Genomic DNA, 15,005 nt, shown 5'->3' with positions numbered 1-15,005 from the left:
TTATTCTTTCACGCCGCCGATTGTTAAACCACCCACGAAATATTTTTGGAAAAATGGGTAAGTTAACGCAATTGGTAACGTAGATAAGACAACAATCGCCATTCGAGCCGATTCACTTGGTAGAACGCCTAACCCTTCTTGTGCTGCTGCACCCATATCCGTACTTCTTGATAAGAACTCTAAGTTGTTTTGAATTTTCATCAATAAATACTGTAATGGTACCAAGGTATCTTTTTGAATGTAAAGTAACGCATTGAACCAATCGTTCCAATAACCCAAAGCCGCAAACAAACTAATTGTGGCAATCCCTGGAACGGCTAGCGGTAACACAATGCTGACAAAAATGCGCATTTCACTTGCGCCATCAATACGTGCCGATTCAATAATACTGTCAGGCACGGTTTTCTTGAAAAACGTTCGCATCACTAAAATATTAAATGGTCCTAAAGCTAAAGGCAAAATTAACGCCCAAATTGTATCTTTCAATTGCAATAAGTTTGTCATTACTAAATAGTTCGCAACCATCCCTGGTGAAAATAACATTGTAATTAACGCAAACAATGTAAAGAATTTTTTAAATGGAAAGTTGGAACGAGAAATGACATAGGCATATAATGACGTCATTGTTGCATTGACAATCGTCCCTGTCACCGTAATGAAGACCGTTACCCCTAAGGCATGAATAATGCGTTGACTCATTGCCCCTTGGAAAATGTAACGATAGGCCTCCAATGAAAATTCTTTTGGCCAAAACCGGTAGCCGTTTGCTGCTAATGATCCTTCACTTGTCAATGAAATCATAATAACAAAGAAAAACGGAACCACACAGGAAATAGCAAAAATCGCAATGACAATATTGAAAATCAAATTCGCTGTCGGGTTGAAGGATCGAACGTTAACGCTAGTGACTTTTTTCTTTTTCATAATCCTTCCTCCTAAAATAGTGCTGAATCTGGTTCAATTCGACGAACAACTAAATTCGCAATTAATAACAAACATGCCCCAACGACAGATTGATATAACGCTGCAGCTGCCGTCATGCCTACATCACCAGTAGCCGTTAAGCCATTGTAAATATAGGTATCTAACACACTTGTCACGTTGTAAAGCGCACCTGAGTTTCTTGGTACGATGTAGAACAAACCAAAGTCTGCTCTGAAGATACCGCCGATGTTTAAAATTAATAAAACAGACATCATTGGCAAAATTTGTGGAATCGTAACATTTTTTATTTGTTGCCATTTGTTGGCACCATCCACCATCGCTGCTTCATAGTATGTCGGATCAATCCCCATCACAGAAGCATAGTAGATAATACTGTTGTAGCCTAGACTCTTCCAAACATTTAGGAAGACAAAAATTACTGGCCACCAACGTGGATCTGCATACCAGTTAATCATTGTGCCGCCATTACCAGTAATCCATTGATTCAAAATCCCTTTATCTGGACTTAAAAAGGCATAAACAAAATAGTTAATAACCATCCAAGATAAGAAATATGGTAGCAATGACATCGTGTGATAAACTTTAACCAAGCGACGATTTCTTAATTCACTCATAATAATAGCAAAAGCAATCGCGAAGAATAAGTTAAAGGCTAAAAAGACGACATTGTACAAAATGGTGTTTCTAGTAATTAACCAAGCATCTTTTGACGCAAATAAAAATTTAAAGTTTTCAAAACCAACCCAAGGACTTTCTCTTAGACTAGCTAAGAAACCATCTGGTGAAATATGAAAATCTTTAAATGCGACCACATTGGCTAAGACTGGTATATAGAAGAAAAATATAAACCAGATAAATCCTGGTAACGCCATAAGGATTAAGGCCTTATAACGCCATACATTTTGAAAAAACCCGTTTTTCTTCTTCATTCGTTTCGCTCCTTTCATAAATATAATAGCGTTTTCATAATATCTTTTTAAGGAACAAATTATAGGATTTGAGAAACAAATTATAGATTTTGTGTCATTTTAAGGTAAAAATTTACCGAAATGACTGTTCTTTGTGAAAACGTTTATCTGATATTTTTTTTACAACTGTTTAAGAACCTTAAAAACAATTGGCTAAACCTCACTCATAAAGCGATTTTGCTAGCGTGTATTTGTTTTATAAAATCTGAGAACTTGATAGTTTCACAGAGGATATCCTCTAATTATTTTTGAGGAGGACTATTTTTGAATTTTATCCGTAAAAAACACTAGAGCAATTCGTTTAATTGTAGTTTATTTTTTTGCAGTTTTAATGCAAGCTGGTTCTTTATTATTACTAGCTATTTCACTACTATTTTTCTATTTGCCTTTATGCACACACAATATGTTGGATTTCTTGTTATAAATCAAAAAGAGTTGACGACATAGGTCATTTTGACTTATGTCGTCAACTCTTAAATTTTCAGCTAATTAGTCGTTCTAAAACAATCGATTTTGTTTACTCCTCTTTTTCTTTGTTTCTCTTTATAACATAGAGAATTAATACAATTAAGATCAGTCCTACACCCAGATACGCAAATATTTTTTGGACTTTTTCTCCTGTTTTTGGTAAATAGGATGATTTAGACGTTTCTTTCTTGTTTATGGCAATTTCATTTTTACTATTTTTTGTAGGTTTGTTCTGGTCTGTAACAACTTTTTTTGTTTCCTTTTTATTTTTCGCTGGTTCTTCAGGCGTAATGGGCACCTCTGGTTCTTCGGGTGGATTAACTGTGTCATCTACTTTGGCTTTGTTGAGAATTGTTTCGCCCGCTTTCGCTTCTTCGTTAACGATCACTTTGAAGCGAATACTCCGCTCTTTTGTATCAGTGATACTTGGGTATTCCGCTGTGATTGTGCCGTTGGCTTCTTTCAAGCTGGTAGGTTTTGGTGCATCACCGACACTTGTTAGGCTATCTTTGACATACGTCAGTCCTTTTGGTAGTTGGTCTGTGATAACTACTTTGTTTAGGACACCATTTTCGATGGTGTTGCGGAAGCTAATTGTGTACTCGATAGTTTCGCCTAGTTTTGGTTTGGCGTTATTAACGGTTTTTGTTGCTGTTAATTTGCCTTCTTTCGCTTCTGGTACCACCGGCACCTCTGGTTCTTCGGGCGGATTAACTGTGTCATCTACTTTGGCTTTGTTGAGAATTGTTTCGCCCGCTTTCGCTTCTTCATTAACGATCACTTTGAAGCGAATACTCCGCTCTTTTGTATCAGTGATACTTGGGTATTCCGCTGTGATTGTGCCGTTGATTTCTTTCAAGCTGGTTGGTTTTGGTTCATCACCGACACTTGTTAGGCTATCTTTGACATACGTCAGTCCTTTTGGTAGTTGGTCTGTGATAACTACTTTGTTTAGGACGCCGTTTTCGATGGTGTTGCGGAAACTGATTGTGTACTCGATTGCTTCCCCTAGTTTTGGTTTAGCGTTATTAACGGTTTTGGTAGCGGCTAGTTTGCCTTCTTTTACTCGAGGTGTGATTGGTTCTTCGGGTGTAATGGGCACCTCTGGTTCTTCGGGCGGATTAACTGTGTCATCTACTTTGGCTTTGTTGAGAATTGTTTCGCCCGCTTTCGCTTCTTCGTTAACGATCACTTTGAAACGAATACTCCGTTCTTTCATATCGGTGAGACTTGGGTATTCCGCTGTGATTGTGCCGTTGGCTTCTTTCAAGCTGGTTGGTTTTGGTTCATCACCGACACTTGTTAGGCTATCTTTGACATATGTCAGTCCTTTTGGTAGTTGGTCTGTGATAACCACTTTGTTTAAGACGCCATTTTCGACAGTGTTGCGGAAGCTAATGGTGTACTCGATAGTTTCGCCTAGTTTTGGTTTAGCGTTATTAACGGTTTTTGTTGCGGTTAGTTTGCCTGCGTTCGTTTCTGGTACCACAGGCACCTCTGGTTCTTCTGGTGGATTAACTGTGTCATCTACTTTGGCTTTGTTAAGAATTGTTTCGCCCGCTTTCGCTTCTTCATTAACGATCACTTTGAAGCGAATACTCCGCTCTTTTGTATCAGTGATACTTGGGTATTCCGCTGTGATTGTGCCGTTGATTTCTTTCAAGCTGGTTGGTTTTGGTTCATCACCGACACTTGTTAGGCTATCTTTGACATACGTCAGTCCTTTTGGTAGTTGGTCTGTGATAACTACTTTGTTTAGGACGCCGTTTTCGATGGTGTTGCGGAAACTGATTGTGTACTCGATTGCTTCCCCTAGTTTTGGTTTAGCGTTATTAACGGTTTTGGTAGCGGCTAGTTTGCCTTCTTTTACTCGAGGTGTGATTGGTTCTTCGGGTGTAATGGGCACCTCTGGTTCTTCGGGCGGATTAACTGTGTCATCTACTTTGGCTTTGTTGAGAATTGTTTCGCCCGCTTTCGCTTCTTCGTTAACGATCACTTTGAAACGAATACTCCGTTCTTTCATATCGGTGAGACTTGGGTATTCCGCTGTGATTGTGCCGTTGGCTTCTTTCAAGCTGGTTGGTTTTGGTTCATCACCGACACTTGTTAGGCTATCTTTGACATATGTCAGTCCTTTTGGTAGTTGGTCTGTGATAACCACTTTGTTTAAGACGCCATTTTCGACAGTGTTGCGGAAGCTAATGGTGTACTCGATAGTTTCGCCTAGTTTTGGTTTAGCGTTATTAACGGTTTTTGTTGCGGTTAGTTTGCCTGCGTTCGTTTCTGGTACCACAGGCACCTCTGGTTCTTCTGGTGGATTAACTGTGTCATCTACTTTGGCTTTGTTAAGAATTGTTTCGCCCGCTTTGGCTTCTTCGTTAACGATCACTTTGAAACGAATAATCCGCTCTTTTGTATCAGTGATACTTGGGTATTCCGCCGTGATTATGCCGTTGGTTTCTTTCAAGCTGGTTGGTTTTGGTTCATCACCAACACTTGTTAGGCTATCTTTGACATATGTCAGTCCTTTTGGTAGTTGGTCTGTGATAACCACTTTGTTTAAGACGCCGTTTTCGATGGTGTTGCGGAAACTGATTGTGTACTCGATTGCTTCCCCTAGTTTTGGTTTAGCGTTATTAACGGTTTTGGTAGCGGCTAGTTTGCCTTCTTTTACTCGAGGTGTGATTGGTTCTTCGGGTGTAATGGGCACCTCTGGTTCTTCGGGCGGATTAACTGTGTCATCTACTTTGGCTTTGTTGAGAATTGTTTCGCCCGCTTTCGCTTCTTCGTTAACGATCACTTTGAAACGAATACTCCGTTCTTTCATATCGGTGAGACTTGGGTATTCCGCTGTGATTGTGCCGTTGGCTTCTTTCAAGCTGGTTGGTTTTGGTGCATCACCGACACTTGTTAGGCTATCTTTGACATATGTCAGTCCTTTTGGTAGTTGGTCTGTGATAACCACTTTGTTTAAGACGCCATTTTCGACAGTGTTGCGGAAGCTAATGGTGTACTCGATAGTTTCGCCTAGTTTTGGTTTAGCGTTATTAACGGTTTTTGTTGCGGTTAGTTTGCCTGCGTTCGTTTCTGGTACCACAGGCACCTCTGGTTCTTCTGGTGGATTAACTGTGTCATCTACTTTGGCTTTGTTAAGAATTGTTTCGCCCGCTTTCGCTTCTTCATTAACGATCACTTTGAAGCGAATACTCCGCTCTTTTGTATCAGTGATACTTGGGTATTCCGCTGTGATTGTGCCGTTGATTTCTTTCAAGCTGGTTGGTTTTGGTTCATCACCGACACTTGTTAGGCTATCTTTGACATATGTCAGTCCTTTTGGTAGTTGGTCTGTGATAACCACTTTGTTTAAGACGCCATTTTCGACAGTGTTGCGGAAGCTAATGGTGTACTCGATAGTTTCGCCTAGTTTTGGTTTAGCGTTATTAACGGTTTTTGTTGCGGTTAGTTTGCCTGCGTTCGTTTCTGGTACCACAGGCACCTCTGGTTCTTCTGGTGGATTAACTGTATCATCTACTTTGGCTTTGTTAAGAATTGTTTCGCCCGCTTTGGCTTCTTCGTTAACGATCACTTTGAAACGAATAATCCGCTCTTTTGTATCAGTGATACTTGGGTATTCCGCTGTGATTGTGCCGTTAGTTTCTTTCAAACTGATTGGCTGGGGCTCATCACCGACACTTGTTAGGCTATCTTTGACATACGTCAGTCCTTTTGGTAGTTGGTCTGTGATAACTACTTTGTTTAGGACGCCGTTTTCGATGGTATTGCGGAAGCTAATTGTGTACTCGATAGTTTCGCCTAGTTTTGGTTTAGCGTTATTAACGGTTTTTGTTGCGGTTAGTTTGCCTTCTTTCGCTTCTGGTACCACCGGCACCTCTGGTTCTTCTGGTGGATTAACTGTGTCATCTACTTTGGCTTTGTTGAGAATTGTTTCGCCCGCTTTCGCTTCTTCATTAACGATCACTTTGAAGCGAATACTCCGCTCTTTCGTATCGGTGATACTTAGGTATTCCGCTGTGATTGTGCCGTTGATTTCTTTCAAGCTGATCGGTTTTGGTTCATCCCCAACACTTGTTAGGCTATCTTTAACATACGTCAGTCCTTTTAGTAGTTGGTCTGTGATAACTACTTTGTTTAAGACGCCATTTTCGATGGTGTTGCGGAAGCTAATTGTGTACTCGATTGCTTCCCCTAGTTTTGGTTTAGAGTTATTAACGGTTTTTGTAGCGGTTAATTTGCCAGTTACTTGTTCGTCCGCAATTTTCGCTTCTACTATATTAGAAGTTTCGTTGACTTTTGCAGATGTTAAAATATCTACTGCCTCAACGGCTGCGCTATTAGGCACTAATTCATTTGCTTTTGCTCGTTCATTTATCCGCGCTTTAAATTCGTAAATTGTTTCAGCTGTATCAGCTTTGTAGCTACCTCCTTGTGTAGCAGTTGCACCATTGCCGACACGGACTATAATTTGTTTATTGGTTTCATCATATTCAGCTTGATCATCGCCTGAAGCATCCGTTTTTTCACCAGAATTTGGTCCACTAATAATTTTTAAAGAGCCTGGCAAATAATTTAAGCGACCATCTAGTGCATCCTTCGAGACTGAATTTATCGCTTCAGAATCAGCTTTTGTATTTTTTAGTGAGACACGATACGTGATTGTTTCACCAACTTTGTAAGTTTCTTTTGGTTCCACAATTTCTTTCTTAATTTCAAATTCAGGCGTTTCTGCGTTTACAGCAAAACCAATCGCATTCGTAGAATAATCGTCACCACTACTTGTTGTTCTAAAATTAATTTGGTTTTGTCCAGCATTTAAAACACCTTCGGGAATTGCCATACGATCGATATCAATATCTAAAAAATTAGGATGATCCGGCGCAAATTTCCCTGGATACTTGTCTACCATATGTTCATCGTTATCTGTCACAGTTGCGTTCATAGCATTGTTAACTGGATTGAGCGTGTTCGAAATATTTACCCAAGTTCCTGCGCTATTTTTAATTTGTGCGTTGTCTCCAGTCCAGTATTTATCTCCTTGAACAGTAAACCAGGTCACAATTGGATCAAGATTTCCTTGTTTTGCTGTTAAAAAGTTGCTCATAGTAAATTCATTATTGGTTCCAGCAGCATTACCACGTGCTCCATAGTAAATACTAAAAGCTCTTGACTTACTTGCCTGATCCTTTGTAACAACAAACAAACTCCAACCACTAAAGTTATAATATTGATATTGACCATTTAAACTACTTGTCATAGGAATATCTGCCAACGTATAACTCCCTGTCGCACTTTTATCCCCTTGTAAAATTGAAGTTACATCTGCATAATTAGAAAATCCAGTGTTATTGTACCCGAAACGTTGTCCTGGGTTTGTTGCATCTTGATCGATACGATGGTACCTTTGGGGCGAAACACGCTGTACGGTTCCATTTGGTGTTGTAAATTGAACTGGTGCACTAATTTCTTCATCAGAAAGATTTGTTCCGTAAGCAGGGCCTTTATATCTAGATGCACTCCAAAATAAGCCCGCCCAAGCAATCTCTTTTGCACCATTTAAATCAATATAAGCCCGACTAGAGTTATACGTATTTGGATCATTGTCAACATCTGCAAATTCTAAAGGAAAATTGTTAATTGCATAACCACTACTTGCTCCTCGTGTGTTTAAAAATGTTTGCGCAGCCGCCGTATTTTCATTCGCAATTTTTAAGTTGGTATTTCCCGTTGAAAAAAGTTCTCCTCTATGAACGCTTTGATAAATCGGTGTATTAAACCCCCGGCCAGGTGTTGGTGGCACTAACGGACCAGTAGGTTGCGCCTTTAATGGAGGTTGCCCAGGACTTTCGGTAGCCTGCGTTAGTACTGTCTCTTGAATACTTTCTGTCGCCTTTCCTGCTTCAGGCTTTGTTTCGTTACTAGTAGTTGCGGTCATTTCATTTGTAGAAGAGGCTGTTTCGCTTGCCTGATTTTCTACTTTTGTTTCTGAAGTTTCCTGTTTTTCTTTCGAAACCGACTCTTTATCTGCTAGCATATCTTTACTAGGTAAATCAATTACTAGTGTTCCTTTTTCATTATCTTCTATTAGTACGCTGACCAATAACTTGCTCGACGCTTTTGTAGTTATTTGCCCATTTATGGTAATCTTTCTTGTCGAATTTGGTTGAAGGTTAAGCAGTTTAATATCGGTTGTTTGATCTTTCTCATTTGTTTCAACCTTTGCTTGTTCTTCTAAAGACGTAGGTCCTCGCTCTTCACTTAAAGTATCTAAAACAAATTTGATTGGACTATCATTGGTATTTTTTTGTTTTAAAATGAGATCTTTGATCGGTACATCTCGTGTATTTGTTACTTCGTAAGTGACCGTTTTAATATCTTCTTGAGACGATATATCTTCTATTTTCCCTATTACTTTGAGCCCGTCTTTTTCAACAGTCTTCTCAGCATCACTTGTTACTTCTTGAGCAAACGCGTTCATCATTGGTAACAAATTTAAAATAAACAGCATGGTAATCATAAGGTAACTCACAAAATTTTTAACTGCTTTATTCATTTACATTCTCCTTCGTTCTTTTCATTTACTTAAACAAATCATCTTCAAACAACTTTTACAATTACTAATTGTTTCTCAACATCCACCTCCATAAAATACTTTTCAACCTTCAATTCTTTCTTTATTTAGCTACAACAACTTTTTTTAACGTACGATTTTCCGTTTCTCCTTATAATCAAAAAGTAACACATTATATTAGCTAAAAAAAGAAAAAAACCCGATATTTCAACAAAAAATCGTGAATTAAATAACACGTTTTATATGAAGCAAATATATTGACTTTCCCTAAAAAAATACAAACATAGGTAAGTTCTAGCTTTAAGAGTAATTTTTTTATTGTTTTCCCTTTAATAACATTCGTTCTAAATTGTTTTAAAAACTAAAACTTTTTTCATGTAATTTTCATTACATTTACCAAAAAAAGAAACTAGCTTAGCTACATTTGCTATTGCTAGTTCCTTTTTTTAATTGTTTTACTTTTCCCCTAAAATTTCAATCCAACCATAATAATATTCAATATATTGATTTTCCTCTTCTAGTTGTGTCAAGATATGTTCCCCGACAACGATGCCTGTTTCAAATCCTTGTTTTGCTAAACGCTTTTTTACTTCTTCGATATTATTCAAACGGGTATCTTGTGTATTGACTTTTAAAATAAAGCCTTTGTATTGGCTACTTGATTCTTTGAGCCAAATCACTTTATCTAAACTTTTTTTATTCACATGATTTGCCAAACAAATCCCATACGTCAGTTCATTGGATTCACTTAAATCCCCGTAAATACCTAAAGTTGAAATGTGTTCCATGTAAACTTTCATCTCTTCTGGATCCTCAATATCAACAACAACAATTTTATCAAAAGGAATTGGTTCATCTGAAAAAACCAATGTTTCTAAATCAATTAACGCATGTAAATGTAATTTTCTTTTCTTGATTTCTTTGTATTTATGTTGAAGCCTTTTTATTTCTTGCCCCAGTTGTTCTTCTGTTGCTTCCATGGTGGCATAGAGATCGGTAGGAGTCTTTTTATATAAATTCAACATATCTTTGATAGGAATCCCCATTTTTCGATAAAAATCAATATCATATATTTTGAACAAATCTTCTAAATCAAAGGTTCGATATCCGTTTTCTTCATTGCGTGTTGTACTAATCAACCCTTGCTCGTCCCAATAACGAATCGTGGACTTAGGGATATTTAACAACTCAGAAACATCTTTTATTGTGTAATTTTTTTCCATACTGTTCCCTCCATCAAAAAGTTTAGCATTTCTACTGTTGACATTCAAGTTACTTGAACGTGTACAATGACTCTTTGTAACAGCTAAAACGGTATTGTTTAAGGAGGAAATTTCATGAAATTAATGAAAGAGTTTATTAAAGAAAATAAATGGATTGTTCTTGCGACAACTTTAACCATCTGTTTGCAAATCGCAGGAACCCTTGGCGTCCCTAAATTAGTTGGCAAGTTGATTGATGTGGGCATCGTTAGCGGTGACCAACAAGTAATTAAAACGATTGGCATACAAATGTTTCTTGTGGCATTCATTGGAACAATTGCCGCAATTATTTCTAGCTATTTGTCTGCTTTAGTAGCTGCTAAATTTGGTTTTCAAGTTAGAGGATTGTTCTTTAAAAAATTTCAACAATTCTCGATGAAAAATGTTGATAAGTTTGGTTCAAATTCTTTGCTAACTAGAATGACCAACGATGTAGATAATGTTCAAACAATGATTGTGCTATTTTGCCAATTAATCTTTCCAGCGCCTATTATTAGTTTATTTGCCTTAGTGATGACATTTTCTTATTCAGTTTCACTCGCTTGGGTAACATTGGCTTCCATCGTATTTTACTTAGTCGTTGTTTATTTTTTAATGAAAAAAGGTACCCCTTTATCTTTAAAAATTCAACCAAAAATGGATCGAATTACTACGACTTTACGAGAGTTCTTTACTGGAATTAATATGATTCGTGCGTTCAATAATCAAGACTTTGAAGAGCAGCGAACCAATCAAACATTTAAAAATTATGCTGAACGCATGAGTAAAGTGAATCAAATCTTTGCTTGGATTACTCCCGTTGCCTTTTTATTAATGGGCGTTGTGTACGCCTCTATTTTGTGGTTTGGCGGTAATTTAGTTGCAGTAGGCACCCTACAAATTGGCACCGTTACAGCTGTGATTGAATATACGCTTCTAACTTTGGCCTACTTAATGATCGCGGCTATGGTATTAGTTGTCATTCCACGGTCCGTTGCTTCCTTGAATCGCTTGCAAGAAGTTTTGTCAGAAGAAATTGAAATTAGCGATCCTCATACTGAGGCAACCATTGCTTATCATCCTGAGAAAGCCTTGATTTGCTTCGATCACGTCACGTTTCAATACACAGAAACAGCTGATCCTGTTTTAGAAAATGTTAGTTTTGTCATTCCTAAAGGAAAAACAACGGCGATTGTTGGAGCAACTGGCGCTGGTAAAAGTACTTTAGTTAAGTTACTTTTACGAATAAATGAGGTCACAGCCGGCACGATTAGCTATTCTGGCACAGATATCCGCTCATTATCTCAGCAAACGATTCGCCAAGTCATCAGTTATGTGCCACAAAAAGCCTTTCTTTTCAGTGGGACAATCTTATCAAACTTATTAATGGGAAATGCCAAAGCAACTACAGAAGAAATAAGAACGGCACTAGAAATTTCACAATCTTCTGAATTTATCGATTCCTTACCACAAGGGATTGAAAGTTTCGTAGCACAAGGCGGGTCCAACTATTCTGGTGGTCAAAAACAAAGAATGTGTATTGCACGAGCCTTAATCAAACCGGCAGACGTTTATATTTTCGATGATAGCTTTTCCGCATTAGATTACAAAACTGACGCCGCTCTACGTGCCGCTTTACATGCACAAATGTCGGACAAAACTTTACTCATTGTTGCTCAACGGTTAAGTACAATCATGAACGCTGACAATATTATCGTCCTAGATGAAGGAAGGATTGTTGGTCAAGGCACCCACGCTGATTTACTTACCACTAATAGCTATTACCAAGACTTTGCTAAATCGCAAGGTATCTTACCCAAGTAATTAAAGAAAGGATGTGACTGCTTGAAAGAAAGTTTTCTTTTCAAGCCATACAATGAAAAAAACAATGAATCTTCAAAGCTTTAAACGTTTCTGGAAAATGATTAAACCTGAGCATCCAATCTTTTATGGTCTAATGATCTGCAGTTTAATTGGAAACTTATTAATTGTTGCCATGACCTATATTATGGCAATCGGGATTGATAACCTCTTAGAAGCTATCAAGCGTGTCGGGCTCAAAGGTATGACACTTCCTTTAGTTGAAGAAGCGCTCTTAGGTCCCGTCTTACTTTTAATTCTCTTTTCAATCATTAGTAGTATCACTTCTTTTATTCAGGAACGAGCAATGGCTTCTTTAAGCGAACGGGTTACTTTAAGAATTAGAAAAGAAGTGACAAAAAAGTTTAAAACTTTACCAATGGCCTTCTTTGACAATCACCAAGTGGGCGATATCATTAGTCGTTCAACAACTGGCTTAAACCAATTGTCACAAGTTCTTTTAACAGGCATCAACCAATTTTTCACTTCCGTCGTGACTATCCTTTTTGCAGGAATTATGTTGTTCTATATTGATGCAAAATTAACCATTTTAGTGTTGCTGCTAATTGGCGGCAGTACTTTCATGACGACAAAAATCGCGAATAAAAACAAGGTGTTTGCTGATCAAAGTCAAGCTGAATTAGGTCAATTAAATAATAAGATGGAAGAATATTTAGCAGGAAATTTGGTCACAAAGACCTTTAATCAACAGCAAAATGCTGAAAAAACAATTGCTGCTGTTAATCAACAACATTATCGTGCCTTTAAAAAAGCACAGTTTCTAAATTTTGCGATTTATCCAGCTATTCGTTTTATTAATCAGTTGGCTTTTATTATTAGTGCTATCTTAGGCGCAATGCTCGTTTTATCTGGTGGTATTACGATTGGTTTCTTGCAAGCGTATTTGCAATATATCAACCAAATTTCTGAGCCGATTTCTACCGCTTCTTATGTCATTAACTCAATTCAAGCAGCGATGGCTTCCATTGATCGGATTTTTGTTATCTTAGATGAAGCTGATGAACAGCCAGAAGCAACTCATTTAGAAACTATTTCTTCTCCTAAAGGAGCCATTGAATTTAAAAATGTTCAATTTGGCTACACACCAGAAAAAATTTTAATGAAGAATGTTGATTTTTCTGTTCAACCGAAAAAAACAGTGGCCATTGTAGGACCCACCGGCGCTGGTAAAACAACATTAGTCAACTTATTAATGCGTTTCTATGAAATAAATCAAGGTGCCATTACTTTTGATGGGATTGATATTACGAAACTTTCTCGACAAAATCTAAGAAATTTATTTGGCATGGTTTTACAAAACACTTGGCTATTTGAAGGAACCGTAGCAGATAATATTGCCTATGGAAAAAAAGATGCTTCTCGTGAAGAAATAATTGAAGCAGCTAAAATTGCTCAATGTGATCATTTTATTCGGACCCTTCCTCAAGGATATGACACAATTATTTCTAGCGAAAATGGTGCATTATCACAAGGGCAACAACAGTTATTAACCATCGCCCGAATCATTTTAGCAAATCCGCCCGTTGTTATTCTCGATGAAGCAACTTCGAGTGTGGACACACGAACAGAAGCCCATATTCAAAAAGCGATGGAAACTGTCACAGAAAATCGAACAAGCTTCGTTATCGCTCATCGATTATCCACGATTGAAAATGCTGATTTAATTTTAGTGATGAAAAATGGCGATATTATTGAAAAAGGAACGCATCAGGAACTATTACAAGCTCCGACTCTTTACGCCAGCTTATATAATAGTCAATTTCAAACCACTTAAAAAGAACTGGAACAAGTCATTCTTCTTTTGACTCGTTCCAGTTCTTTTATTGCTTAGAAATATTGAATTCCCATTGCTTTTTTGACTTCTGTTAAGGTTTGTGCTGCCACTTTTTCAGCAGCAAGACTTCCTTTATGCAACATTTCCATAATCGCTTCTGGATTTTTAGCCAGCTCTTCACGACGTCGACGAATCGGTGCGAGTTCTTCTTCTAAGACATCAATTAAGTAACGTTTAATTTTCACATCTCCTAAACCGCCATGACGATAGTGCTCTTTTAATTCTTCAATATATTCTTTCTCTTTCCCAAAGACATCCAAGTAAGTAAAGACCATATTTCCTTCAACTTGTCCTGGGTCCTCTATACGAATATGATTTGGATCGGTATACATACTCATTACTTTTTTCTGTACCACTTCAGCTGGATCTGAAAGATAGATACCATTGCCTAAAGACTTACTCATTTTTCCGTTGCCATCAATTCCTGGCAAGCGTCCCATGCCTTTTGGTGGTAACACAGCTTCCGGTCTAACTAAAACTTCACCGTACGTCTGATTAAAACTATGCACAATTTCTTGCGCTTGTTCCAACATTGGTTTTTGGTCTTCCCCAACTGGGACTAAGTTCGCTTGAAAGGCAGTAATATCAGCAGCTTGTGAAACGGGATAAATAAAGAATCCTGTCGGAACACCTTCCCCAAATTTTTTTTGCTCAATTTCTGCTTTGACCGTTGGATTCCGACGAACACGTGACGTGGTCACTAAATTTAGATAGTACATTGTTAATTCAGCTAACTGTGGAATTTGCGATTGGATAAAAATTGTTGTTTTCGTAGGGTCTAAACCAACTGCTAAATAGTCCAAAGCAACTTCTAAAACATTGGCTGAAACTTTTTCGGGATTTTTTGCATTATCTGTCAATGCTTGTAAATCTGCAATCATGACAAATAATTGATTTGTAGGGTCTGCTTGCATTTCTACTCGTTTTTTTAAGGAACCTACGTAATGTCCTAGGTGCAATTTACCAGTTGGACGATCACCTGTTAAGATAGTATTCATTGTCTACACACCTTTATCGTTTACTTTCATTTATTATTTTACCTTGTTTTAAAAAGAATGAATAGTAGGCAATAGAATATTTAT

The 15,005-nt window shown here is 37.7% G+C and carries 7 protein-coding genes; 2 read left to right on the top strand and 5 right to left on the bottom strand.

Features of this window, described 5'->3' with window-relative positions; translation table 11 throughout:
* The 4 genes from IGL80_RS05180 to IGL80_RS05165 form a co-directional block, all read right to left on the bottom strand.
* Window positions 1-924, bottom strand: a complete 924-nt coding sequence (locus IGL80_RS05180) for a carbohydrate ABC transporter permease (RefSeq protein ID WP_002359877.1) — start codon at window positions 922-924, stop codon at window positions 1-3.
* 11 nt (window positions 925-935) lie between these two features.
* A complete protein-coding gene (locus IGL80_RS05175) occupies window positions 936-1,892 on the bottom strand; it encodes an ABC transporter permease (protein WP_002356852.1) in 957 nt (318 codons plus the stop codon).
* 538 nt (window positions 1,893-2,430) lie between these two features.
* Window positions 2,431-8,949 carry an isopeptide-forming domain-containing fimbrial protein gene (locus IGL80_RS05170; protein WP_430598545.1) on the bottom strand — a complete coding sequence of 2,173 codons (6,519 nt, stop codon included), beginning with the start codon at window positions 8,947-8,949 and terminating at the stop codon, window positions 2,431-2,433.
* A 473-nt stretch (window positions 8,950-9,422) separates the two neighbouring features.
* Window positions 9,423-10,238, bottom strand: coding sequence for a MerR family transcriptional regulator (locus tag IGL80_RS05165; RefSeq protein ID WP_002383586.1), 816 nt, complete (start codon window positions 10,236-10,238; stop codon window positions 9,423-9,425).
* 66 nt (window positions 10,239-10,304) lie between these two features.
* On the opposite strand from IGL80_RS05165, the gene IGL80_RS05160 reads away from it, so the two are divergent.
* Together IGL80_RS05160 and IGL80_RS05155 are read left to right on the top strand one after the other, a co-directional pair.
* Window positions 10,305-12,032, top strand: a complete 1,728-nt coding sequence (locus IGL80_RS05160) for an ABC transporter ATP-binding protein (RefSeq protein ID WP_002359874.1) — start codon at window positions 10,305-10,307, stop codon at window positions 12,030-12,032.
* A 52-nt stretch (window positions 12,033-12,084) separates the two neighbouring features.
* Complete coding sequence (locus tag IGL80_RS05155; RefSeq protein WP_002388273.1) at window positions 12,085-13,863, top strand: ABC transporter ATP-binding protein; 1,779 nt, start codon at window positions 12,085-12,087, stop codon at window positions 13,861-13,863.
* A gap of 53 nt (window positions 13,864-13,916) precedes the next feature.
* On the opposite strand, the gene trpS is transcribed toward IGL80_RS05155, so the two are convergent.
* The gene (gene trpS / locus IGL80_RS05150) at window positions 13,917-14,921 is read right to left on the bottom strand and encodes a tryptophan--tRNA ligase (protein ID WP_002356846.1); all 1,005 of its coding nucleotides are present in this window, start codon (window positions 14,919-14,921) and stop codon (window positions 13,917-13,919) included.
* Window positions 14,922-15,005 lie beyond the last annotated feature (84 nt).

Origin of the sequence: Enterococcus sp. DIV2467a (genome assembly GCF_050532945.1) — a bacterium.
Classification (GTDB): Bacteria; Bacillota; Bacilli; order Lactobacillales; family Enterococcaceae; genus Enterococcus; species Enterococcus faecalis.
Note: the sequence above shows the minus strand (reverse complement) of the source record. Positions and strands in the feature narration are given on the sequence as shown.

Excerpts from the sequence above, each read along its gene's own strand:
- IGL80_RS05180 (WP_002359877.1), bottom strand. The coding sequence starts at position 924 with ATGAAAAAGAAAAAAGTCACTAGCGTTAACGTTCGATCCTTCAACCCG.
- IGL80_RS05175 (WP_002356852.1), bottom strand. The coding sequence starts at position 1,892 with ATGAAAGGAGCGAAACGAATGAAGAAGAAAAACGGGTTTTTTCAAAAT.
- IGL80_RS05170 (WP_430598545.1), bottom strand. The coding sequence starts at position 8,949 with ATGAATAAAGCAGTTAAAAATTTTGTGAGTTACCTTATGATTACCATG.
- IGL80_RS05160 (WP_002359874.1), top strand. The coding sequence starts at position 10,305 with ATGAAATTAATGAAAGAGTTTATTAAAGAAAATAAATGGATTGTTCTT.
- IGL80_RS05155 (WP_002388273.1), top strand. The coding sequence starts at position 12,085 with ATGAAAAAAACAATGAATCTTCAAAGCTTTAAACGTTTCTGGAAAATG.
- trpS (WP_002356846.1), bottom strand. The coding sequence starts at position 14,921 with ATGAATACTATCTTAACAGGTGATCGTCCAACTGGTAAATTGCACCTA.